Origin of the sequence: Mycobacterium paraffinicum, from assembly GCF_001907675.1 — a bacterium.
Classification (GTDB): Bacteria; Actinomycetota; Actinomycetes; order Mycobacteriales; family Mycobacteriaceae; genus Mycobacterium; species Mycobacterium paraffinicum_A.
In genome coordinates this window covers 40,644-62,332 of sequence record NZ_MPNT01000034.1, presented here as the reverse complement: position 1 = coordinate 62,332, position 21,689 = coordinate 40,644, and the positions used below count along the sequence as shown (strand labels likewise).

Below are 21,689 nucleotides of genomic sequence, written 5' to 3'. Positions count from 1 at the left end.
ACCCAACACTCGTACGCTGAACCTTCACTGGGGCCTCCCACATCTGTGGCTCTACGGCCAGGACCCATTTCCCGACCGCAACCCACGTTCACATGTGAGCGAGGCCCCAGCCCCCCATACCGTCTAGTAGCGGTGGCGGGCCAGGTGCGGCGGGCCGTCGCCGGCATCGTGTTCGTCTGACACCACGGCGGGCACCATCTCGCTCGTCACCAGCCCGTCGTCGCGGGTCAATTCGTCAATCACAGCGAAGGATTCGGCGATGTTGGACGGGGTGTCAACAAGGATGGTCACCACGGGGACGCGCCGGCCCAGCGAGAGCAACTTGTCGCCGTGCGGCCGGTGGTCACCGTGGTATCCCCAGATGCCGCGCAACACCGTCGCACCGTCGGGCGCATCGCGCTGACGCAGCTGCTGCACGATCGCGCGGTGAATCGGCACCCCGTCGACCAATGCCGACTCGGACGTGTAGACGGTCAGCTTCTGGAACAGCGCCAAACCGTGTTCGTCGACCCCTGGCAGGGCGTGCGGCCTTTCCAGGAGTTCGCCGTCGCGTTTGCACACCCGGACCCGCTCCAGCGTGAACATCGGTTCCTGAAGCAGCCCGGCGAGCTCCGGCAACACCCCGGCGATGCGCTCACCGGACCCGACGGCCAGGATCATCATCGGCACGTTGGCGTTGCGACCGAAGAAGCGGGCACGATGCCGCTGCCCGTGGGTGACACCGTCGACGCCCAGCAGCACCGAAGCGCCGGCGACCCGGCGCCGATGCAGGAGGTCGCAGACGGCGACGTAGGCGGGGGCGCCGTTGACACGCTCCTTGCGGCCGACGTAGACGGTCAGCTTGACGGCTTCGCGCAATTCGGCGGGGAGGTCCGGTGGCCCCGGGAAGGACCCGCCGTCCCTCAGCAGCCGCGCCCGCTCCAGGGTGACCAGGCCGCGCTGCTTGATGGCGAGCACCGGATCGAGCAGGGCCTCGATCTTCGCCTGGGTGTCGACCGCCACGATCGCGACGGGCGGATCCTCCGACAAGGTCAGCGACTCGTCGGTCCTCAAGTGGCGGCCTGTGCCGAAGCCGCCGGCACCGCGCAGCACCACGCCGCAGGCGATGTGGTGCTCGGCGTACAGGTCGAGCAGCACATCGGAGACAAACCCCGTGTCGGTTCGCCGGCGCTCGGCCAGATAGGTGGTGAGCTTGAGGCAGTCCTCGTCCATGGCCGCTCCCGTCGCTTTGCGGCGATCCTACTCGCTTCAGACCCCAAGCGTCGCAACGGTGTTCGATGCGTCCCGGCTCACCGCAGGGTTTCGGTCGGCACCGCGTAGCGGTCCTGGTAGGCGCCCACCCGCTCGCGCACCTCGCCCGCCTGCAGGCCGGTGTCCGACCAGGTGTAGCGACCGCGGCCCCCGTCGCCGGGATGGGCGGCGAGGAACTCGCGCATGTTCTGCTCGGCGTCGGGGCGCAGCTCGCGGTCGAGCCGTTGGTAGATGTCCTTGATCGTGGTCCAGGGGTCGTTGACGAAGTCGCTGTATTGCACGTCGATCACCCGGTCGGCCGGCACGGCGCCGCCATCGCGCAGGGCCATCTCGCGCTCCAGGCCGACGACGATCTCCTCGTAGGACTGGGCCGCACATTCGGCGATGGTGGATTCGTCGCTGCACATCCGGCGCAGGTGGTGCGTGAGGGCGGCGATCGACGAGATGACGTTCAGCGGGTCGCGGTGGGTCTGCACGATCAATGCGTCGGGGTATTCGGCCAGCAGGGTGTCCAGCTGCCACAGATGCGCGGGCGACTTGAGCAACCACTGGCCGGGTACGCCGGATTGCAAGTGCTGCAGAAAGATTCGGTGATAGCGGTAGGCGCCCGCGTGGTCCGCCTCATAGAGCAGCCAGCGATAGTAACTCGGCAGGCGGTACTGCACGGAGAAGATCATGCTGACGAATTCACCGGCCGTGATGCGCACGCACTCCTGCCCGACGAGTGCGCCCATCGGGTGAAAGGCCAGGAACCCGGGCATGATCTGTTCGGACATGTCGATGCTGGCCTGGGTCTGCGCGATCCGCGGGTCGTCGTGATAGGTCTCCGGCTGCGGCACGGGGCAGGGCTCGTCGACCTCCCACGTCAACGGGGCGCGCAGCTCGGGATCCTGCGCGAGCAGGTCGTAGAGGATGGTGGTTCCGGTGCGGGGCTGTCCGACAATGAAAATCGGCGCCGCGACCGGTTGGGCGGCTATCTCGGGGTGTGCTTTGCGCCAAGCGATCACACGGAGGCGGTTCTTCAGGGCCCGCATGATGTCGAGGTGCGCGATCTCCACCCCGATGTCCGACAGCCGCGCGTCGTGAATCAGCCCGTCGGTCAGGCGGTGCAGCCCCGGCCGCCAGCCCTCGGCGCCGAAGTCGTCGCTGCCGGCTTCCTCGCACGCGGTGGCTACCAGCCGCTCGGGGGCGAATCGATCCTGCAGCGTCACACCGCCTCCTCAGATCGGCGCACCGACACATTCACGTCGGGTGGGCTGGGGTTGTCCAGCCAGCGCAGGACGACGAAGCCTCGATGCCGGCCACCGGTGTCGAGCCAATGGCCCAACCCGAAGTCGTTCGCGGAGACGGCGATCCGCACCCGACCGTCGGGATCGCGTGCCACGCCGCGGTTCGTCACCGAGCTGTGCCGAGCCCGCGGCTCGAGGCACTCGTGCCAGATGCTTTCCAGCGTGACGTTCCAATAGCGGGTGTCGGGCGGAGCGATGTCGAGCACCAGCGCCTCGTCCGGTTGCAGCCGGTAGGTCCCGATCATGTACAGGTTGTCCGGAGTGGTGTCCGCGGCGCCCAGGTTGGCGGCGTCCGCGGTCAGGAGCGTGTTGGGTGTATCCAGCAATTCCGGCTTGATGGTGCGGTGCAGTGTCGTCAGCTTCATCAGTGACCAGGCCATCGCCGTGAATTGATCGGCGAGCTCGCCGTCGGACAGCGGGGTCAGCGGAGCGGGATCCATCGCCTCGATGCGTAGCGTGGCGAGTTCTTCGTGCGCGCGGTCGCCGATGTACTCGCGGACCACCACCGACGAGGCGTCGTCGGGGATCTGCACCCACTGCGCACCGGCGAGATCTGCGGGTTGTTTCCTGGACAGCACAAGCGCGAATTCGCCTGCAGTCAAAGCTAACTGGACATCGTTGACATACCCCGCCATGCGGCGCGGCGTCAGCCCCGTCCCGGCCAGGACCTGTAGCCCGAGGTAGGCGCTGGTTCCCCGCGAGCCGGTGACCCGGTAGCTCCGGTCGCCGCGGATCATCGCCAGGTAATAGTTGCCGTCCGGATTGGGACCGCCGACCATGCGGTTCTCGGAACACATGTCGAAGAAGGTGGGTCGCTCGGCGTCGGCCTCGACCGACATTTGGGCGCACAGCGACGAGACGCGGGCGATCATCCGCAACCCTTCCAGCAGCTCGCGCTCGGACTCGGCGTCCTCGGTCACGATCTTGGTGACATCGGTGACCATCTGCTGGAAGAACTGCCACGCGGCCCGCGCCTGCGGGACCGCCTGATCGGACGAATCGAGGTCTTGAGACATCGTCTCATGGTAAGACTATGTCTTACGATGGGGAGCGGATTCGCGGGAAAAGGTGGGGGAATGGCTGCCACGACAACGTTGGCCGAACGCAAGCGAACGGCGATGCGGCAGCGCATCGCCGGCGCCGCGGCGCAGCTGGTCGCCGACCGTGGTTTGGCGGGCACGACGGTGGACCGCATCGCCGACGAGGCCGACATCGGGCGGGCGACCTTCTTCCGCTACTTCAACTCCAAGGAAGACGCCGTCGCCGAGGGCATGACCGTCCATTGGCTCAACCAGATCACCGCCGCCCTGGCGGCCCAGCCCGAGCGCCTGAGCGCTACCGACGCGGTCATCGGCGCCTTCACGGAGCTCGCCGCCGGTTTCGCCGACATCGAGGATCAGATTCGCGAATTAGCGGTCCTGACAAGGTCTTCCGACACATTGGCCGCCTGGACACTGCACATCTACGTGCGGTACGAGCTGGCGATCGCGAACCTGATCGCACCGCGCCTGCCGCGATTGGCCCCGCAGGACCCCAGGCCCCGCCTGATCGGTGCCCTGACGATGGCGACCGTGCGCATCGCGCTGGACGATTGGCTCAGCCACGGGGGATCCCTGCCGGATCGGGTGGGTCAGGGCCTGGCAGCCATCAAAGTCGGGTGATCGGCCGGCATCAGCCGAGGAGCGCGCCGACGATGAGCCGGGTGGTGCGTTCGGCTCGCCGCCGCGAATAGGACTGGGCGCCGGAGAGGATCGGATACACCACGCCGCCGACGATCGCGTCCGCGGCCGATTCGGCGGTGGCGGCGGCGATGCCATCGGCGAGCAGTCGGTCCCGCACGCTGTCGTGCAGCGGCGCGCTGAAGCCCGCCCGCAGACGCACGGCGGTCTCCTCGTGTTCCGTGCAGGCGACGGTCAGGGTTCGCAGCATGGCCGAGCCGCGATCGGTCGTCAGGCTGGCGACCAGCTTGCCGACCCAGCCCACCAAGTCGGCGGCCAGATCGCCGGTGTGGGATACCGATGCCAGCAATTTGTCGGCGTCCTCGAGCATGACGTCGGCGACCAGCGCCGAGCGGCTGGGCCACCACCGGTAGATCGTCTGCTTGCCCACGCCGGCACGCGCGGCGACCGCCTCGATGCTCAGACCGTCGAAGCCGCGTTCGAGAAGGAGCTCGCGGGTGGCGGTGACGATCGCCGTGCGCGACTTCTCGCTGCGGCGCCTCGGCGTGGTCGCCTGGGTGAGATCGCTTGGCATTGGGTGATCCTCGCTGCTGCGGTAGCCCGCTTTACATATCCTGACCGGCGCCGGTAGTCTGCACAAGACGAGACGGTCCGTCTTGTAAGGGCATTCTAGCCGGAAGGGTAGCAGTCGGTGCGGCCAACTTCAGTCACCTCTCGGCCGTCGTCGTGACCCTCGGACTGAGCCCGGAGCAACAGGAACTCAGCGACGCGGTCGGGCAGTTCGCCGCCCGGCACGCGCCCATCTCGGCCACCCGCGACAGCTTTGACGACCTGGCCGCCGGGCGCCGGCCCGAATGGTGGGCGGCCTTTGTCGGCAACGGATTTCACGCGGTGCACATGCCCGAAAGCCTCGGGGGGCAGGGCGGCCGCCTGATGGACGCCGCGTGCGTGCTGGAGGCGGCGGGTAAGGCGCTGTTGCCTGGGCCGCTGCTGCCGACGGTCGCGGCGGGAGCCGTCGCCCTGCTGGCCGACGCCTCACCGGCCGCCGAGGCGCTGCTGCGCGACCTCGCCGCCGGCCGCACCGCGGCGGTGGTGCTCCCCGGCGATGGTGATTTCAGCGCGCGCGCCGAAGATGGCGGATGGGTGGTCACCGGCGCGTCGGACGTCACCGCGGGCGTGTGTGCGGCGTGCACGATTCTCCTCGCTGCACGCACTGAGGACGACGCCGTGGTCTGGGTCGTCGTCGACACCGAAAACCCCGCGGCAGCAACCGAACCCATAAACGGCACCGACCTGGTCTCCGACGCCGGCGTCTTGCGCCTCGACGACTACCCCGCGGCCGGCCCGGAGGTGCTCACCGGGATCGATCCCGACCGCGCGCGGTGTGTCGCGCTCGGCCTGCTGGCCAGCACGACGGCCGGCATCGTGCAGTGGTGCGTCGAGGCGGTCACTGCACACCTGCGCATCCGCGAACAGTTCGGCAAGGTGATCGGCACCTTCCAGGCGTTGCAGCACAACGCCGCGATGCTGCTGGTCAGCAGCGAGCTGGCCACCGCCGCGGCCTGGGATGCCGTGCGAGCCGCCGACGAGCCGCTCGACCAGCACCGCATGGCCGCCGCCGCGGCGGCCGTGATCGCGGTCGCCCCGGTGCCCGACCTTGTCCTCGACGCGTTGACCATGTTCGGTGCCATCGGCTTCACCTGGGAACATGACCTGCATCTGTACTGGCGGCGGGCGATCAGTCTCGCGGCCTCGATCGGTCCGGTGAATCGCTGGGCCCGGCGCCTCGGGCAGCTGACCTGCACCCGGCAACGCGACATGTCGGTCGACCTCGGCGACGCGGAAGCCGGATTTCGTTCCTGGGTGGCCGAGACCCTTGACGCCGCAACGCAGTTGCGCAATGACCAACCCGCACCCCACGGCGACTACCCGGACCAGGCTTCCGGGCCTCAGCGCACGTTGCTGGCCGATGCCGGACTGATCGCGCCTCACTGGCCGGCGCCGTGGGGCGTCGGTGCGGGTCCGCTCAAACAGCTCATCATCGACGAAGAGTTCGCCAAGCGACCCGGTCTGGTCCGGCCCTCGCTGAACATCGCCGAGTGGATCCTGCCCTCGGTGCTGGCCGCCGCACCAAACGACCTGCAAGAAAAGCTGATTCCGCCCACCCAGCGCGGCGAGATTCATTGGTGCCAGCTGTTCAGTGAGCCCGGTGCTGGATCCGACCTCGCGTCCCTGGCCACCAGGGCAACCAAGGTCGACGGCGGTTGGCGGATCAACGGCCACAAGATCTGGACGTCACTGGCGCAGTACGCCGACCTTGGCGCCCTGCTGGCGCGCACCGACCCCGAAGCCGGCAAACACCGCGGCATCGGTTACTTCATCCTGGATATGCGGTCGCCCGGCATCGAGATCCAGCCGATCAAAACGGCCACCGGGCAGGCGCACTTCAACGAGGTGTTCCTCGACGACGTGTTCGTCCCCGACGAGATGTTGCTGGGCGCCCCCACCGATGGCTGGAACCTGGCGATCGCCACCATGGCCGAAGAGCGTTCGGCCATCAGCGGTTACGTGAAGTTCGACCGGGCCGCCGCGCTGCGCCGGCTCGCGGCCGAACCCGGGCCGGACCGCGACGACGCGCTGCGCGCGCTCGGCGAACTCGACGCGTACGCCAACGCCATCAAGGCGTTGGGGGTGCGGGAGACCATCCGGTTGCTCGACGGCCAGGCGTCGGGCCCGGCGTCCAGCATCGCCAAGGTGGCGATGAACGAGCTCCTGCGCAGAACATTCGAGGCCACCCTCCGGTTGACGGGGCGCGCTGCCATGGTGGCCGACGCCGACCCCGACATCGTGGAGCGCTACCTGCACCTGCCCGCCGAGTTGATCGGCGGAGGAACCCGGGAGATCCAGCTGAACATCATCGCACAGATGATCCTCGGACTACCTCGAAAGTAGTTACCGCCCATGGGGTTACGCGGAGAAGCCGCGATCGTCGGCTATGTCGAGCCCCCGCCCGAACGGCTCAACAAGGCCTCGCCCGCGCCGTTCGTGATCGAACAATGGGCGGAGCTCTCGGCGGCCGCACTCGACGATGCCGGCCTGCCGGGCGATGTCGTCAACGGAATCGTGGCATCGCACCTGGCGGAGTCCGAGATTTTCGTGCCGTCGACCATCGCCGAATACCTCGGCGTGGGAGCGCGATTCGCCGAACATGTGGATCTCGGCGGCGCCAGCGCCGCGGCCATGGTCTGGCGGGCGGCGGCGGCGATCGAACTGGGCATCTGTGACACGGTGTTGTGCGCGCTGCCGGCCCGCATATCACCCCGTCTTCGAAGAAAAAGCCCAGGCCGATGGTCGACGCGATGTTCTTCGGCTCGTCGAGCAACCAATACGGCTCTCCCCAAGCCGAATTCGAGATCCCCTACGGCAACCTCGGCCAGAACGGACCCTACGGGCAGGTCGCCCAGCGCTACGCGGCCGTCTACGGCTACGACGAGAGGGCGATGGCCAAGGTCGTCGTCGACCAGCGGTTCAATGCCAACCAACCGTGCCTTCGTGTCCGGCAACGGCGGGATCCTGTCGGAACAGACGACGCTGATCCTCGAGGGGGATTGATCGACATGGCCGCCTGCGAGCGTCCGATTCCCGTCAAAACGCCTACCAGCGCGCCGTTTTAGGACGCGCTGGCACAGCATCGTATCGTCATCCAGTATTCGCCGTCGCTGCAGAGCTATGTGTTCTATCCACGGGTGCGCGCGCCGCGCACGCTTGCCGACGACCTGGAATGGCGAGAGATCTCCGGCATGGGAACGTTGTATTCCTTCACCGTGGCGCGCCGGCCCGTCAGCCCGCACTTCGCCGACGCCGTCCCGCAGCTACTGGCCATCGTCGAATGGGACGAGGGGCCAAGGTTTTCCACCGAGATGGTCAACGACGACCCCGCCGAGCTGAGGGTCGGGATGCGGGTGCAACCGGTGTTCTCCGATTACCCGGAGGACGACGTCACGATGCTGCGCTACGCGCTGGCCGACTGAGGGCGCCCGATCCGAGCCTCAACCGCTTGGTGATTCGGTAGCCCCTAGTTCAGGCGGCGAGTCCATCGCTGCTGTGGTTGGCCAGCGATGACCACGCGCGACAGTGACGACGCGGGCGGCCACGGTGGTACTTCCGCGCGACGACGCGAAACCTGTCGGGCTGCTCGGAAGGCGCTGCCAGAGCCATGTGCGTCACGTCTGCCCGATTACCATGACGTTCACTCGGGTTGCTCCGAGCCTGGACCCCCTAGGGCAGGCCAACTCCGGGCTGGACGCCGGTTGTCGCGGCGTGGACCCTAGTCACCGGCCGACCCAGCCGTACCTGCGTGATCGCACCGAGCAGTTACCCCGGGTCGGAGGCGTTGGGGTCGCGCGCTGTCCAGTCGGTGTTGAATCCTCCGAGGTGCGGATGGAACATCTCATCTCCACTGTGCTGGGTGAACTCCACTTTCACGCTTAAGCGGTCCAGGCCCAGGACATCGGCGCAAATCTCGATGAGTTCGCGCGCCAGTGCTGCGCGAGTTTCGGCTGACCGGCCGCGGCGAACGTCACACATGATCAAGGTGTGCGGATGAGGTTCGCTTGCAGTGCAGCGCCACACGGACCCCTCGCCCAGATCGTGTATTGAGACCGTGACCAGTTCCGGATCAGCGCCCATCGTCGCCGCGTACGCCAACCCGAATCGTCTGGCCAGCAAGCGTTTAGACCCGAACTCAAGACGAGCGGGCACATCTATCTGCAGTGACGGCATGACATCCCTTGTCGCCCTCAAGCCGCTGGGGCTAACTGGCGTACTGAGCTTCGCCGTTGCCAAAGGACCAGTTCTCTTTGGTGTTCTCCACCAGATTGATGACGATGTCCTCGCGGCGCATCCCGAGCCGCTCGTGCAAACCGTCCGCGATGGCTTTGTAAAACGCTGACTTCTTTTCCACGGTTCTGCCGGCCAGCAGCGTCACTTGGATGAACACACAGTCGTTCGTCCGGTTGATGCCGAGGTATTCGGGGTCGAAGATGAAGTTCTGCGCGCGATGCTCATTGATCACCTGGAAGCGATCCCCTTCAGGCACGCCGAGTGTGTCGACCATGGCCGTGTAGACGACATCGCCGATCGTTTGGCGGTAGTCGTCGGATTGCCCTTCTGCGAGGTCTATTCGAGCGAATGGCATCGGTATATCCTTCCATCTGCGTAATACTTTGCCCGGCAGCAGTTTCTGTATCCCTGAAGCTGTGTGCAGGAGCTGGGGGCAGGGATTGTCGAGGTGGTCGTGGCGTCAGGAGCGCGGACCGAAGCCCCAGTAGGGAGCCAGCGCCACGACCGTGGGTGCCGTTAGGTAGCCGCCGCGGACCATCGGCAGCGCGCCGAGTCTGTCCGCCGCGACGGCGGCCGAGGGCGCCTCGACAATCATCGAGGAGCCCGAGCCGTCGGCGTAAACCCAGATTTGCTGGATGAATCCGTCCATGTAAAGGCCACGCACCGCCTGGAATTCGGCCTCTCGCAGGTCGGTAGGCGGCGCCGCGTGCGGTTCCTTGGCGTTCAAGGTGACCGTGGCGATGAGTTGCATCTCAGTTACTCCTTCACGGTTGCCAGCTGGCCCGCCTAGGCGAGACCGGCCCTGCCGTTGCGCCGCATTGACATCTATGCCTCGAGGGTAGACTATGAAAATCATAGTTACAAGTGACCGTGCGGAGCGGAGCGATGAGATGGGCGTAGCTAGATGGAGCGAAGCCGCGGCAGACACGCTGTGCCCAGTCGCACGATCGACGGCCATTGTCGGCGATCGCTGGACCATGCTGATCGTGCGTGAACTGTTCGCAGGCTGCAGTCGCTTCGATGAGATGCAAGCGCAAACCGGCGCCACGGCTCAGATGCTCTCGGCTCGGCTCAAACGGTTGCAGGCCGACGGGATGGTCGAACGGCGAACCTACAGCCGGCGCCCGACGCGCTACGAGTACGTGCTGACCCCGATGGGACGCGACTTCTTTCCCGTGATCCTCGCCTACCGGGCGTGGGCCGAGACATGGTGCAAGAGCGAGAGCGAACCCCTGGCGATACGCACCACGCATCGAGCATGCGGAACCGAAGTCGGCCTGGACGGCGTGTGCCCGACATGTGATGAACGGGTGCCGATATCGGACCTGGACGCCGAACCGGGTCCCGAGTACGCGGCAGAACGCCAGCAACGCCGCGAGGCGTACAGAGCTCGGTCACAACGCCCTCCCGGACGGCGCAGTACCAGCGCCGTCAACAAGCGGGCAGCGTCAACGACACGCGCGGCGAATAGGACGCGGTGACGACGCTAACCATCCACCAGCACAATGCCATTGGAAACGAACTGGTCGTCCGGTCGGAATCCTTGCGCAACGTCGCGGGGACAATCAGCGACAGCGATTGGCCTACTCCGCACTTCGGTTAGCGCCGAATGCCGACATCAGTGGAAAGCTCTGCAAGCAACCAATGTCGCCGCCCGTTATCGTCGCCAACCAGCACCTCTAGTGGGTCAGCCAAAATCCAGAACGAGTTGCCCTACAAGGTTATTGGGACATAGCGGAAGCCGGGTTGCCGGCACCAAAAAACGAACAGCATCTACCAGAGAAGGAGAAACCTCATCATGGTACAAGTCGCGGGATCCACAGTCGTCGTCACCGGAGGGCAGCGCGGTATCGGTAAGGCCATGGTCGACGAACTCTTACGGCGCGGGGCCACGAAGGTCTACGCCACAGCACGTAACCCGCGCCCCGGCGACGACCCCCGCGTCGTCGCCGTTCCGTTGGAAGTCACCGACGCCGCATCGGTTGCAGCCTTGGCCGCCGTCGCGACTGACGCCAATATCGTCATCAACAACGCGGGCGTCGCTGGCGCGCTGACTTTTCTCACTAGCGACATCGACGCGGTACGTGAACAATTTGAAACCAACTTCTTCGGAGCCCTGCGGGTCGCGAAAGCCTTCGCGCCCATCTTGGCCAGCAACGGTGGCGGCGCCCTGGTCGACGTCGCTTCCGTTTTGTCCTGGGTCGCCGGCTTCGGCGGCTATGGCGCATCCAAAGCCGCGCTGTGGTCGGCGACCAACTCGCTACGCATCGAACTCGAAGGCCAGGGCACGCAGGTCATCGGGGCGCACCTGAGCTACACCGACACCGACATGACAGCCCCGTTCGATGTGACCAAGAATGACCCGGCTGACGTCGCCCGCCACATCATCGACGGGATCGACAACGGGGTCACAGAGGTGCTGGCCGACAACGAAACCCGGCACTTCAAGGCCGAACTGTCCGGCCCCGCGGAAGCTCTGCGTTTCGGTTAGACGTTACGTGCGCACTCGCCGCCGAAGACGCCTACTCGGTCGCGCAACTTTCGTTGCGGTGGTGGCCCTGCGACACTGCGCGCGGCGGCGTGTTCCGATCACTCAGGCGTTGCCGCCCGTACGCTCCGAACCCTGCCGGCGCGAGACCGGTGCGGCGGCGGACAGCGAGATCACTTCATCGGAGCGACCGTTACGGCGCCACGCGGTGTGATCAACAGTCAACGGGACCTGGCAATGGATACACCAATCCGCGGACACAGTCGCTGCATTGCCGCACGTGGTGCACCACACGTCTAGATTCGTGCTCTTGAGTTGGGCAGGCGTTCGGTGACGATCACCCCACGCGGCGAGTGCTTGCAGGATCGGCAGCGTTGCCGCACCCGACTGGGTCAGGTGGTAGGTCGGACGCCCGCGCCGCGATTCCGGCGATGCGATTCGCTCGATCACGCCGGCGTCGCACAAGCGGTTCAATCGGTCCGACACCACGGTGTCGGCCGCTTGTAGGCGATCGCGAATTTGGCCGAAATGATTGATGCCACTGAATAATTCGCGCAAGATCAGTACGGTCCACGGATCTCCGAGGACGTCAAGACTGCGCGCCATGGGACAGGTATCCATCGACCAGTCAGATCGCAGCGGCATGACTTCGCCTTCCGCCGATTGCACGGCAATACAGGCCCAGTTTTTACTTGCTTCAAGATAGCACGACCAGTAAAGTGCCATTTACTAGCTTGACGATAGTTAAGTTCGAGAGGTCCTGAGCCATGCCGTTAGACCGATTCGCAGCGCCTACCGGTCAATTGACGCTCAAGTTCAACGAGGAGATCGCCGCTAGAGGCCTTCTGCGGATGAGTAGTGGCGAAGGCAAAACCAATCCGTAGCGTCGGCTGTGCGTGGATCGCTGGACTGCACGATCCGCCAGCGTTGCGGCTGACAACGGAGCCGCTCGGCATGCAAGAAAGCGACGACGTCACGACCGCATCATTGATTGGAGCGATGGGATCTCATGCCGACGTATGTCTGTTGGGCCAGGGATGGTCAGCTCAGCGCTGACCAGAAGCAGCGCATCGCCCAGGGGGTGACGCTGATACACAGCGAATGCACCGGGGCGCCGCCGGCGTTGGTGCAGTGCATCTTCGAAGGCATCGACGCGACCAGTCACTACATCGGCGGGCAGCCGGCCCCGGACAGCGTGTGGGTCTACGGGCACATTCGAGACGGGCGTGACCTCGAGGTCCGAGAACAGCTTCTCCTTCGGATCGCTGAACTCCTTGTCGACGTCGCCCACATCGACTCGTCACTCACGTGGGTTTATCTCAACCCGTTGGCCAACACCAACATGGTCGAGTTCGGTCAGACCCTGCCGGTCCCGGGCTCGGAGCTGCAGTGGATCGAGCAAATGCCAACCGGTCTACGCGAGCGCCTGTTGGAGCTGAACGCAAATACCAAGCGATGACTGCCCATGCGATCGCCGACCACGCGCGCTCGGCACTCATAGTTCATGCCACCTCTCGCCGAACACAAGTTATCGCTTGCTCGGTGATTGCATCGCGATCGCGACATCGAGCGAGCTTGTCGTTGGCGGTAGGCACGCATGCTGACTTGCGAGGCGCAGTTGTGGCTACAGTGAAGGCCGGACCCGTTGTAGGTGTGATCCCGAAAGCCCAAGTAACAGACGGGGGTTCTTGCATGCTCTTACCGAGCCCACATGCGGGGGTCGACCGCAATTGCTGCGAGGCCGGCCAGGACGGCCCCGATGGCGCCGGCGAATCCGCTTTGCGTGCTGGCCAATTGAGCGCCGTGATGGTCGAGCAGCAACGCAAGAGGGTGCGCCGCGGCGGCCGATCCAGGATTCGGGTGGTTCGATCTGTCTCCTCGGAGCCCTCCACCCCGACGGTTCCTTGAGCGTCGTCACCAGTGCTGGGCGCAGCTCGCGAACGATCGTGCCGGGGGCGTGCGCCAGCGACCTCGGCAAATCCTCTGCCGCTGAGTTGAAGTCAGCCTCAAGCGACTCCTGCCCGCGCAAGAGCGATGAACAAGCGACGTCTGCCGCCCCGGGCGCGGCCAAAGGGGTGGAATGCCACCCACCTAGCGGTGCAGTGGTCCGCGCGATGATCGCTGATTCCGATTCTGCACAGGACTCTGCTAAGGCAGAACAGGCAGACGCTTTTCGTCGAGATGCGGTTACAGCAATGACTCGAGAACGACCGCAAAGGCTTCGTCGACGCGGTCGTGATCACCGGTTGCGGCCAAATCGAGTTGAAGGCCGCGGATTTGGGCGAGGAGCGCGGTGGCAACCGCCGTTGCCCGCCGGCTCGGCATTCCGTCGCGCATCAGACTGTTCGCGATCGGAGTGACGAAGTCGTATACGAGTGACTCCAGCAGCCCGGTGAAACGACGGCGGTCGCGGACCGCGAGGGCGTAGATCTCGGTCATCACCAAAAACTGTCGTCGTTCGCGCGGGTCGGCGAGTCTGGCCCAAAACGTCTGCGCGATGGTGGCTGTGGATGCGCCCGTGTGAGGCTCGCCGAGAAGGCCGAGTTGGCTTAGCAGTTCCACGCGGACATGCTCGACAACCTCGGCGAGTAACGCCGACTTGGATGTGAAGTGCCGTATCAGCGTCGCGTGCGTCACGCCCAGCGCATCGGCCATCACGCGCAGCGAGACATTCGCGCCGATTTCCAAAACGTACTCGGCGGCCGCAGCGAGAAGTTCCTCGCGGCGACCTTGGTAGCGCAGTGTGCGGCCGTCGACGCGTGTCGGCGATGACATTGCTCAAGGATAGCTGTCAAAAGCCTCCAGGATAGCTGGCAACCCTCACTAGGCGTACCAAATGGTTTGACAAACCGAGTGGTACGCCTAGACTCGGCGGGGTGGACGACGCACCGATGTCACTGCTGGATTTGGGGCTCTTTGACGGTGGTCCTAAGCACGAGTTGTTCCCGCTGCTAAAGGACATTGCCCCTAATCGCATGACGTCGCCGTCGTCGTCGCCGCACCCGTTCGGCATGGGGCGCCCCATCGCGTTGCCGCCGACCTATCAATTCGGCGGCGCGGCAAGGTCGTCCGAAAAGTTCCTCGTCGACACCGACACCGTGGCGCTGCTGGTACTCCACGGGCGTCGTGCGCTATGAGCGATACGCCTTGACCGGCGGCCCAGACGTGCACTGGCTTTCCTGGTCGGTCACCAAAAGCTTCGTGTCGGCGCTGGTGGGCATAGCGGTCGCCGAAGGTCACATCGGCAGCATCGACGAGCCGATCAGTGCATACATACCGGTGGAGTCAGGCTCGGCCTACGACGGTGTCTCGATTCGCCACATGCTGCAGATGTCCTCAGGGGCGCGCTGGAACGAGGACTACGCCGACCCGTCCTCTGACATCTACCGTCTCGCCGCGGCGGCTGGCGGAGCCGGCACCGTTGAGGCGTTCGTCGCATCGATGGTTCGCGAGAGTCCTCCCGGCACGGTGTGCCGTTACAACTCGGCCGAGACCGCGGCGCTGGGCTACCTGCTGGCACGCGCAACCCAGCGGCCTCTGACCGCGTACATGCAGGAGAAGCTGTGCGAACCCATGGGTATCAGCTCTAACGGCTATTGGTTGCTCGACGTCGCGGGAACGGAAATGGCGTTCGCCGGTCTCATGATGACTCCTTACGACTTCGCCAAATTGGGTGAGCTATACCGCAATGGAGGCCGCCGCGGCGGCCGCCAGGTGGTCCCTGCGGACTGGGTGCGAGCCTCGGTTACTGCGAGCGAGCCGCATCTTATGCCCGGGCGAGTCATCATCAACGATCACTATCTGCCGCTTGGCTACGGCTATCAGTGGTGGGTACCCGAAGGTGATCGCGGTGAATTTGCCGCAATGGGCATCTACAACCAGTTTGTCTACGTGGATCCATCGCATTCCGCCGTCATTGTCAAACTCTCGTCCAACCGCACGTACGGGACGACATCAGACGAATCGACCAACCGTGATGTCGAGAACATCGAATTCCTGCGGGCGATCGCCGCGCGACTATGACAACGACTCAGAAGGACTGTATGCCTCCTGTGATCGAAATTCCCCGCACGCACAACCCATTCCCGACGACCGGCGTGTCCCGCGGTGCCGACGGTGTCCTACGCTACGGGCGCCTGCCCGCGACGCTGCTGGACATGCTCGCCGAGCAGGTCGACAACCGCCCAGGATCGGAGGCCGTCGCTGAATTGACAGCACTCGGCAGTAGCCGATTGACGTACGGGCAGCTGTGGGACCGCGCGGCGCGCGTGGCCGGCGGACTTCGAGCGGACGGCCTAAGCCCGGGCGATCGCGTCGCCGTGCGTTACCCGGCCGGGATCAATTGGGTGCTCGCGTTCTGGGGCACCGTGATGGCCGGTGGCGTTGCGGTCGCGGTCAATACGCGCTCGGCGCCACCGGAGATCGAGTTCGTCCTGTCCGACTCGGGAGCGCGGATGGACCTGGCCCCGGACGCGCCATTGCCCGACGGCGATCCCTACGTGACCCACGGTCTCGCACAGACGGACGTTGCCGCCCTGTTCTACACGTCGGGCACCACCGGTCATCCGAAGGGCGTGCCGACCACACACGAGGCGTTCGTGACCAACACCGAGAATGTGATCCGCTGCCTCAAGCAGCCGAGGGACCTTGGCGAGGAAATGCGCACGCTCATCTCGGTGCCGCTCTTCCATGTAACCGGGTTTAATTCACAGCTTTTGGCCGCCGCACGCCTCGGGGGAGCATCGGTAATCATGCCGGCGCTGAACCTCGACCAGCTGATCGCGACGCTGACCGCCGAACGCATCTCGCAGCTGGTGACCGTCCCGACGATCTATGCACTGATATTGCGGCACAAGGCTTTTGCTGGCACGGACGTCTCCGGCGTGCGCTGGGTCGGGTACGGGGGCGCGCCCATCGCGCCCTCACTGGTGGGGGCGGTGAAGGAAGCGTTCGGCAGCGCGACGGTGTTCAACGGCTACGGCATGACCGAGTCGGCTTCGCTGATGACCGTGCTGCCCGATGCCGACGCGGTCGAGCACGCCGACTCGGTCGGGTATGCGGTTCCCTCGGTGGATCTCGGCGTCATTCCCAGCGGTGACGACCCCGGGTTGGGCGAGTTGGTGGCCCGCGGGGCGAATGTGACCGCCGGGTACTGGAACCGGCCGCAGGCCACGGAGGCGACCTTTGCCGACGGCTGGCTGCACACCGGCGACGTGGTGCGGGTCGACGCCGCGGGCCGGGTGCACATCGTCGACCGGCTCAAGGACATCATCAACCGGGGCGGTGAAAATGTCTCCAGCGTCGAGGTCGAGGCGGTGCTGCTGGCCGCGCCAGGTGTCGCGGACGCCTGCGTGCTCGCGGTGCCCGACGATGTGATGGGCGAGAAGGTCGGCGCCGTACTGTTCGGCGCCCAGACGCAGATCGACGTCGCGGCGGTGCTCGAGCACTGTCGCGCACACCTCGCGGACTTCAAGATTCCGCAATACATCACCGTCACGTCGGATGCGTTGCCGCGCAATGCCAGCGGCAAGCTGATCAAGGCCAAGCTGCGCGGCGAGGTGCAGTGGGGCGCGCCGCTCCGATGAACGCGGCCCTGCTGATGGCCAACCGCGGTGAGATCGCGCTCGGGATCATCGGCACCGCAACCGAACTCGGGCACTAAACGGTCGCGGTGCACGCCGAGGACGACGTCGACAGTCCGCACGTGCACGCGGCCGACGAGGCGATCGGCCTGCCGGGCGCCGGCCCCGACGCCTATCTCGACCGGGCGGGCGCCGTTGACTGTTGATCACACCGCACAGCACCGTAACGGTCGCTCCGATCAAAATGATCTCGCTGTCCCACGCGCGCCGGTCTCGCGCAGGCTGGGTTCGCAGTGTGCGGGGGGTAACACCGGATGTCGGAACAGGGCAGCGGACGCAGCACGATCGCGCACGGGTGCCCACGCCGGAAGCGACTAATAGTTGCTTTTTGATCCGCGATCGAGCTGCGACGAGGTAGGCGGCGCGGAGGGCGGGCTGCCGCCATTTAGATTGGTACGAGGGCCGTTAGGCGTCGAAGCGTGCCCGTGCACGCGGTTGACACTGTGACGAACGCCATTGTCTACTAGTCACTACCTCGGTGAGGAGTGTGGCATGAACAAGGACGACCTGATCCTGATCAGCGTGGATGACCACATCGCCGAACCCGCCGACATGTTCGACGCGCACGTACCCGCGAAGTACAAAGACCGCGCCCCGCGAGTGGTCATGGAACCCGACGGCGTCCAGCAGTGGTACTACGGTGAGGTCCGCGGCCGGAACATGGGCCTGAACGCCGTCGCGGGAAAGCCCCGCGAAATGTACAACATCGACGCCTCGCGCTACGACGAGATGCGGCCCGGGTGTTTCAACGTGGACGAGCGGGTCCGCGACATGAACGCCGGCGGCCAGCTGGCAGGCCTCAACTTCCCCAACTTCACCGGCTTCTCCGGGCAGGTGCTCAACCAGGGCCCCGACCGCGACGTCAACCTGGTGATGATCAAGGCCTACAACGACTGGCACATCGACGAATGGTGCGCGGCGTACCCGGGCCGGTTCATCCCCTGCGGCATCCTGCCGCTGTTCGACGTGGCCGAGGCGGCCAAGGAAGTCAAACGCCTCGCCGACAAGGGCTGCCACGCGGTGACGTTCTCGGAGAATCCGGAAGCGTTGCAGATGCCCAGCATTCATACCAAGTACTGGTATCCGCTGTTCGAGGCGGTGTGCGAGAACGGGACCGTGCTGTGCACGCACGTCGGCTCCGCGTCGCGATCTCCGCAGGTCTCGACCGACGCCCCGCCCAGCGTGCAGATGACGGCGTCGTCGATGATGAGCATGTTCACCTTCACCGAGCTGATCTGGGCCGAGTTCTGGGCGGACTTCCCGCAGCTGAAATTCTCGCTCACCGAGGGCGACGTCGGGTGGATACCGTACTTCCTGTGGCGCGCCGAGCACGTCTACAACCGCCATTCGGGGTGGACGCTCGCCACGTTCCCGCCCGGCTACAGCGGGCCGGCCGACGTGTTCAAGCGACACTTCTACACCTGCTTCATCAGCGACAAGGTCGGCGTCCACAACATGGACTGGTTCAACGAGGACATGCTGTGCTGGGAGTCCGACTTCCCCCACTCGGACAGCAACTGGCCGTTCGCGCCCGAGGACGTCATCGAGACCATGGGGCATCTCGACGACTCCGTCATCGACAAGATCACCCACGAAAACGCCATGGCCGCCTACTCATTCGACCCGTTCCGGCACATCCCCAAGGAGCACGCCCGGGCGGGCTACCTACGCGCCCAGGCCACCGATGTCGACGTGGTGACGCACGTCGGCCACCTGGCCAGCCAGCGTGACCGCGACGCCTGGACCAGAATGACCCAGTTCGCCTTGCAGTCGCAGGTGACTGCGGAGGCCGCCGGCATTTCAGGACGCGCCACCACCCTGGGCAACTGATCGTGACAGCCCGAGCGCCGTTCGCGGACTGGCGCGTGCTGGAGTTGTCCAACGGACTCGCGGTGTCCTACTGCGGCAAGATGTTCGCCGACGCCGGCGCCGAGGTGGTGAAAATCGAATCCGCGCAAGGGGATTCGGTGCGTACTCGGGCGGCCGGCGGGCCGCCCGGGGCGCTATTCGACTATCTGGCCGCGGGCAAGAAGTCGGTGACCGATGACGGCCGGGCGGAGATCACCGCCCCGCTGGCCGGCGCCGACATCGTGCTGACGGACCTGACCGACGGTTGGACGCTCGACGCGATCACGACCCACACCGGTCCGTCGGCGGTGGTGGTCGCCGTGACGCCGTTCGGCACGACGGGACCCTACGTGGACGACCGCGTACTGGCCAACGAGTTCATCCTTCAGGCGCTGTGCGGCTCGACCGCCGGCCGCGGCTGGCCCGAGGACGAACCGGTGCAGGCCGGCGGCCAACTCGGTGAGTGGTTGGCGGGCACGTTCGCGGCGGCGGTGGCGGCGGCGACCGCGCGACATGCCGCGCGAAGCGGCCGCGGGGAGATCATCGACGTCTCGACGTACGAGGCGATGGTGATCGCGATGGGGGGACTGTCCGCCATGTCGGCCAGCGTCCTGGGGGCGGATTCGCTTCTGGGGCAACGTAGTCTGGAGCTGCCGTCAATCGTCCCCACCGCCGACGGCCTGGTGGGCTTCTGCACCATCACCGCGCAGCAGTTCCAGGACTTCCTGGTGCTGATCGAGCGCGCCGATCTGCTCGACGACGCCGATCTCGCCTCATTCGGCGGGCGCGTCGCCCGCCGCGACGAATTCCTCGACATGATCACGCAGTGGACCCAGACACGCACCACGCAGGAGATCGTCGACCTCGCCGTCGCCTTCCGCATCCCGGTGGCCCCGATCGCGACGCCGGAAATGCTGCCCGAGATCGACCATTTCGTGGAGCGGGGCGTGTTCGTGGAATCCGAGGCGGGGATGTTGCAGCCGAGGGTGCCATATCGCAGCGACGCGATGGCGACGAGGGCGCCCGGACGGGCCCCCGGGCTGGGCGCCGACAACGGCAACGTCCACTGGCCGCCGCGCGCCCGCCCGGTCGGCGGCACCGACGCCGACGCACTGCCATTGGCCGACGCCCGGATCACCGACTTCACCGCCTTCTGGGCGGGGCCGGTCGCGACACAACTACTGGGTGCCCTGGGCGCAGACGTGATCAAAGTCGAGGGTGTTCGCCGGCCCGACGGCATGAGGTTCTCCGCCGGCCGCCCACCGACCTGGCAGCAGTGGTGGGAATGGGGCCCGGTCTTCCTGTGTAGCAACAGCAACAAGCGCGGCGTCAGCGTCGAACTGAGCACCGACGCAGGACGGGCCATCGCGCTGGAGCTCATCGCCACAAGCGATCTGGTGATAGAGAACTTCTCGCCCCGGGTCATGTCGAACTTCGGCCTGAGCTGGGATGCCGTGCGCGCGGCTAACCCGCGCGCGATCATGGTGCGGATGCCGGCCTTCGGCCTCGACGGTCCCTGGCGCGACCGCGTGGGCTTCGCCCAGACGATGGAGCAGGCGACCGGCATGGCGTGGATGACCGGACACGCCGACGGCCCCCCGGTGATTCCGCGCGGTGTGTGCGACCCGATCGCCGGCCTGCACGCGGCCTTCGCAGCGGTGGCCGCGCTGGTGGTTCGCGACCGTGACGGGTGCGGGATGCACGTCGAATCAACCATGGTGGAGGCAGCGCTGAACGTCGCCGCCGAGATGCTGGTGGAGTACTCACAACACGGAATCACGATGCGCCGCGACGGTAATCGCGGCCCTGATGCCAATCCTCAAGGGGTCTACCGCTGCCGCGGAGATGACGACTGGGTCGCGCTGGCCGCGATGGACGGCGCCGCACGGACGGCCTTGGCCCGGCTCCTCGGCCGGCCGGACCTCGCCGCGAACGACTGGTCGGAGCAACCGGACGAAATCGACAAGCTGATCTCCGACTGGACCGGGCGCCGGCCGGTGACCGAGGCGGTCGACACGCTGCGCGCGGCGGGGGTGGCCGCGGCGCGCGTCACACCGGCCCCCGAGTTACTGCGTGACCCGCATCTGCACGCCCGCGGATTCTGGGAAGCCGTCGACCACCCGGTCGCCGGCTCCTTCCTGTGCACGGGAATGCCGTTCGCGTTCCTGGGCAGGCCGCGGCGCTGGATTCGCCGGGTGCCGCCGCTGTACGGCCAGCACACGAGCGAGGTGCTCACGGGCCTGTTGGGACGCGGCCACGAAGACCTGGCCGCCCTGCGACAGTCGGGAACCATCGCCCCGCGGCCGGCTGGACTATGACATGGCGGTCACCCTGTGCGTGCCGCCCCGCGCCGGCGAATTGTGTGCACCCGTCCGCTTCCTGCTGCGCCACGACACCGTGGTGATGGAATTGACCGCCCGGCACCGGATCACCAGCGTCGAGTGGGACGAGGGCGAGCACGCGGTGGTGATGGTCGTCGAGATCACCGACCCGCAGACGGCGCGGCCCGTGGACGTGCGGATCGATGTCGTCGATGCCGGCGCGACACCAGCCGATGCCCGGACCACGAAAATCGGCACCGTCACCCGCGACGGGCGGCAATGCGACGTTGTCGGCACCTACCTCGGTGTCGTCGCGGACGAAAACTAAA

Annotated in this window: 21 protein-coding genes and 3 pseudogenes; 14 read left to right on the top strand and 10 right to left on the bottom strand. The window is 66.1% G+C overall.

Features of this window, described 5'->3' with window-relative positions; genetic code table 11:
* Nucleotides 1-123: 123 nt before the first annotated feature.
* The 3 genes from BRW65_RS25810 to BRW65_RS25800 all read right to left on the bottom strand — a co-directional run bounded on the left by BRW65_RS25810 (nucleotide 124) and on the right by BRW65_RS25800 (nucleotide 3,556).
* Entirely contained in the window at nucleotides 124-1,212 is a 1,089-nt protein-coding gene (locus BRW65_RS25810; RefSeq protein ID WP_073879513.1) for a DUF190 domain-containing protein, read from the bottom strand.
* A gap of 77 nt (nucleotides 1,213-1,289) precedes the next feature.
* The gene (locus BRW65_RS25805; protein WP_073879511.1) at nucleotides 1,290-2,462 is read right to left on the bottom strand and encodes a sulfotransferase family protein; all 1,173 of its coding nucleotides are present in this window, start codon (nucleotides 2,460-2,462) and stop codon (nucleotides 1,290-1,292) included.
* Nucleotides 2,459-3,556, bottom strand: coding sequence for a DUF1214 domain-containing protein (locus BRW65_RS25800; RefSeq protein ID WP_073879509.1), 1,098 nt, complete (start codon nucleotides 3,554-3,556; stop codon nucleotides 2,459-2,461). The genes BRW65_RS25805 and BRW65_RS25800 overlap by 4 nt, the downstream gene beginning before the upstream one ends.
* A 60-nt stretch (nucleotides 3,557-3,616) precedes the next feature.
* On the opposite strand from BRW65_RS25800, the gene BRW65_RS25795 reads away from it, so the two are divergent.
* A complete protein-coding gene (locus BRW65_RS25795) occupies nucleotides 3,617-4,201 on the top strand; it encodes a TetR family transcriptional regulator (protein ID WP_073879507.1) in 585 nt (194 codons plus the stop codon).
* A 10-nt stretch (nucleotides 4,202-4,211) separates the two neighbouring features.
* Here BRW65_RS25795 and BRW65_RS25790 read toward each other — a convergent pair whose 3' ends face one another.
* A complete protein-coding gene (locus tag BRW65_RS25790) occupies nucleotides 4,212-4,793 on the bottom strand; it encodes a TetR/AcrR family transcriptional regulator (protein ID WP_073879505.1) in 582 nt (193 codons plus the stop codon).
* Nucleotides 4,794-4,945: 152 nt separating this feature from the next.
* On the opposite strand from BRW65_RS25790, the gene BRW65_RS25785 reads away from it, so the two are divergent.
* The 3 genes and pseudogenes from BRW65_RS25785 to BRW65_RS25775 all read left to right on the top strand — a co-directional run bounded on the left by BRW65_RS25785 (nucleotide 4,946) and on the right by BRW65_RS25775 (nucleotide 8,250).
* Nucleotides 4,946-7,171 carry an acyl-CoA dehydrogenase gene (locus BRW65_RS25785; RefSeq protein WP_073879503.1) on the top strand — a complete coding sequence of 742 codons (2,226 nt, stop codon included), beginning with the start codon at nucleotides 4,946-4,948 and terminating at the stop codon, nucleotides 7,169-7,171.
* A gap of 9 nt (nucleotides 7,172-7,180) precedes the next feature.
* A pseudogene (locus BRW65_RS25780) lies at nucleotides 7,181-7,758 on the top strand (thiolase family protein); the annotation flags it as partial.
* Nucleotides 7,759-7,836: 78 nt separating this feature from the next.
* Nucleotides 7,837-8,250: pseudogene (locus BRW65_RS25775) on the top strand (Zn-ribbon domain-containing OB-fold protein).
* Nucleotides 8,251-8,593: 343 nt separating this feature from the next.
* On the opposite strand, the gene BRW65_RS25770 reads toward BRW65_RS25775, so the two are convergent.
* The 3 genes from BRW65_RS25770 to BRW65_RS25760 all read right to left on the bottom strand — a co-directional run bounded on the left by BRW65_RS25770 (nucleotide 8,594) and on the right by BRW65_RS25760 (nucleotide 9,812).
* Nucleotides 8,594-9,001 carry a tautomerase family protein gene (locus BRW65_RS25770; RefSeq protein WP_073879501.1) on the bottom strand — a complete coding sequence of 136 codons (408 nt, stop codon included), beginning with the start codon at nucleotides 8,999-9,001 and terminating at the stop codon, nucleotides 8,594-8,596.
* A 31-nt stretch (nucleotides 9,002-9,032) separates the two neighbouring features.
* On the bottom strand, nucleotides 9,033-9,416 hold the full coding sequence (locus BRW65_RS25765; RefSeq protein WP_073879499.1) for a tautomerase family protein: 384 nt from the start codon (nucleotides 9,414-9,416) through the stop codon (nucleotides 9,033-9,035).
* Between the two features lie 105 nt (nucleotides 9,417-9,521).
* On the bottom strand, nucleotides 9,522-9,812 hold the full coding sequence (locus BRW65_RS25760) for a hypothetical protein (protein WP_073879497.1): 291 nt from the start codon (nucleotides 9,810-9,812) through the stop codon (nucleotides 9,522-9,524).
* Between the two features lie 94 nt (nucleotides 9,813-9,906).
* On the opposite strand from BRW65_RS25760, the gene BRW65_RS25755 reads away from it, so the two are divergent.
* Both BRW65_RS25755 and BRW65_RS25750 read left to right on the top strand, forming a co-directional pair.
* Nucleotides 9,907-10,542: a winged helix-turn-helix transcriptional regulator gene (locus BRW65_RS25755; protein ID WP_347876640.1), complete on the top strand. Its 636-nt coding sequence runs from the start codon at nucleotides 9,907-9,909 to the stop codon at nucleotides 10,540-10,542.
* Nucleotides 10,543-10,859: 317 nt separating this feature from the next.
* On the top strand, nucleotides 10,860-11,552 hold the full coding sequence (locus BRW65_RS25750; RefSeq protein ID WP_073879493.1) for an SDR family oxidoreductase: 693 nt from the start codon (nucleotides 10,860-10,862) through the stop codon (nucleotides 11,550-11,552).
* A 102-nt stretch (nucleotides 11,553-11,654) separates the two neighbouring features.
* Here BRW65_RS25750 and BRW65_RS25745 read toward each other — a convergent pair whose 3' ends face one another.
* Nucleotides 11,655-12,275, bottom strand: coding sequence for a winged helix-turn-helix transcriptional regulator (locus tag BRW65_RS25745; RefSeq protein WP_208611926.1), 621 nt, complete (start codon nucleotides 12,273-12,275; stop codon nucleotides 11,655-11,657).
* 283 nt (nucleotides 12,276-12,558) lie between these two features.
* Between BRW65_RS25745 and BRW65_RS25740 the strand changes: the two genes are divergently transcribed.
* Nucleotides 12,559-13,008, top strand: a complete 450-nt coding sequence (locus BRW65_RS25740) for a tautomerase family protein (RefSeq protein ID WP_073879491.1) — start codon at nucleotides 12,559-12,561, stop codon at nucleotides 13,006-13,008.
* Here the strand turns inward: BRW65_RS25740 and BRW65_RS32995 are convergent.
* The gene (locus tag BRW65_RS32995) at nucleotides 12,906-13,220 is read right to left on the bottom strand and encodes a hypothetical protein (RefSeq protein WP_073879489.1); all 315 of its coding nucleotides are present in this window, start codon (nucleotides 13,218-13,220) and stop codon (nucleotides 12,906-12,908) included. The two genes, BRW65_RS25740 and BRW65_RS32995, sit on opposite strands and share 103 nt — an antisense overlap.
* Nucleotides 13,221-13,736: 516 nt before the next feature.
* Nucleotides 13,737-14,237 carry a TetR/AcrR family transcriptional regulator gene (locus BRW65_RS25730; RefSeq protein ID WP_208611925.1) on the bottom strand — a complete coding sequence of 167 codons (501 nt, stop codon included), beginning with the start codon at nucleotides 14,235-14,237 and terminating at the stop codon, nucleotides 13,737-13,739.
* A 188-nt stretch (nucleotides 14,238-14,425) separates the two neighbouring features.
* Between BRW65_RS25730 and BRW65_RS32475 the strand changes: the two genes are divergently transcribed.
* The 7 genes and pseudogenes from BRW65_RS32475 to BRW65_RS25695 all read left to right on the top strand — a co-directional run bounded on the left by BRW65_RS32475 (nucleotide 14,426) and on the right by BRW65_RS25695 (nucleotide 21,688).
* Nucleotides 14,426-14,686, top strand: a complete 261-nt coding sequence (locus BRW65_RS32475; RefSeq protein WP_073879485.1) for a hypothetical protein — start codon at nucleotides 14,426-14,428, stop codon at nucleotides 14,684-14,686.
* Between the two features lie 10 nt (nucleotides 14,687-14,696).
* The gene (locus BRW65_RS25720; RefSeq protein ID WP_244168207.1) at nucleotides 14,697-15,572 is read left to right on the top strand and encodes a serine hydrolase domain-containing protein; all 876 of its coding nucleotides are present in this window, start codon (nucleotides 14,697-14,699) and stop codon (nucleotides 15,570-15,572) included.
* A gap of 20 nt (nucleotides 15,573-15,592) precedes the next feature.
* Nucleotides 15,593-17,134: a class I adenylate-forming enzyme family protein gene (locus BRW65_RS25715; RefSeq protein ID WP_208611924.1), complete on the top strand. Its 1,542-nt coding sequence runs from the start codon at nucleotides 15,593-15,595 to the stop codon at nucleotides 17,132-17,134.
* Nucleotides 17,131-17,319: pseudogene (locus BRW65_RS25710) on the top strand (biotin carboxylase N-terminal domain-containing protein); the annotation flags it as partial. The gene BRW65_RS25715 and the pseudogene BRW65_RS25710, both read left to right, overlap by 4 nt.
* Nucleotides 17,320-17,683: 364 nt before the next feature.
* A complete protein-coding gene (locus BRW65_RS25705) occupies nucleotides 17,684-19,021 on the top strand; it encodes an amidohydrolase family protein (RefSeq protein ID WP_073879479.1) in 1,338 nt (445 codons plus the stop codon).
* 2 nt (nucleotides 19,022-19,023) lie between these two features.
* Nucleotides 19,024-21,357, top strand: coding sequence for a CaiB/BaiF CoA-transferase family protein (locus tag BRW65_RS25700; protein WP_073879477.1), 2,334 nt, complete (start codon nucleotides 19,024-19,026; stop codon nucleotides 21,355-21,357).
* Nucleotide 21,358: 1 nt separating this feature from the next.
* Nucleotides 21,359-21,688: a hypothetical protein gene (locus BRW65_RS25695; RefSeq protein ID WP_073879475.1), complete on the top strand. Its 330-nt coding sequence runs from the start codon at nucleotides 21,359-21,361 to the stop codon at nucleotides 21,686-21,688.
* Nucleotide 21,689 lies beyond the last annotated feature (1 nt).

Bases quoted from the DNA above. Each gene is read 5' to 3' on its own strand.
- BRW65_RS25765 (WP_073879499.1), bottom strand. From the start codon at position 9,416: ATGCCATTCGCTCGAATAGACCTCGCAGAAGGGCAATCCGACGACTAC.
- BRW65_RS25705 (WP_073879479.1), top strand. From the start codon at position 17,684: ATGAACAAGGACGACCTGATCCTGATCAGCGTGGATGACCACATCGCC.
- BRW65_RS25755 (WP_347876640.1), top strand. From the start codon at position 9,907: ATGAAAATCATAGTTACAAGTGACCGTGCGGAGCGGAGCGATGAGATG.
- BRW65_RS25740 (WP_073879491.1), top strand. From the start codon at position 12,559: ATGCCGACGTATGTCTGTTGGGCCAGGGATGGTCAGCTCAGCGCTGAC.
- BRW65_RS25760 (WP_073879497.1), bottom strand. From the start codon at position 9,812: ATGCAACTCATCGCCACGGTCACCTTGAACGCCAAGGAACCGCACGCG.
- BRW65_RS25770 (WP_073879501.1), bottom strand. From the start codon at position 9,001: ATGCCGTCACTGCAGATAGATGTGCCCGCTCGTCTTGAGTTCGGGTCT.
- BRW65_RS25750 (WP_073879493.1), top strand. From the start codon at position 10,860: ATGGTACAAGTCGCGGGATCCACAGTCGTCGTCACCGGAGGGCAGCGC.
- BRW65_RS25745 (WP_208611926.1), bottom strand. From the start codon at position 12,275: ATGGCACTTTACTGGTCGTGCTATCTTGAAGCAAGTAAAAACTGGGCC.
- BRW65_RS25695 (WP_073879475.1), top strand. From the start codon at position 21,359: ATGGCGGTCACCCTGTGCGTGCCGCCCCGCGCCGGCGAATTGTGTGCA.
- BRW65_RS25800 (WP_073879509.1), bottom strand. From the start codon at position 3,556: ATGTCTCAAGACCTCGATTCGTCCGATCAGGCGGTCCCGCAGGCGCGG.
- BRW65_RS25795 (WP_073879507.1), top strand. From the start codon at position 3,617: ATGGCTGCCACGACAACGTTGGCCGAACGCAAGCGAACGGCGATGCGG.
- BRW65_RS25810 (WP_073879513.1), bottom strand. From the start codon at position 1,212: ATGGACGAGGACTGCCTCAAGCTCACCACCTATCTGGCCGAGCGCCGG.
- BRW65_RS25790 (WP_073879505.1), bottom strand. From the start codon at position 4,793: ATGCCAAGCGATCTCACCCAGGCGACCACGCCGAGGCGCCGCAGCGAG.
- BRW65_RS25715 (WP_208611924.1), top strand. From the start codon at position 15,593: ATGCCTCCTGTGATCGAAATTCCCCGCACGCACAACCCATTCCCGACG.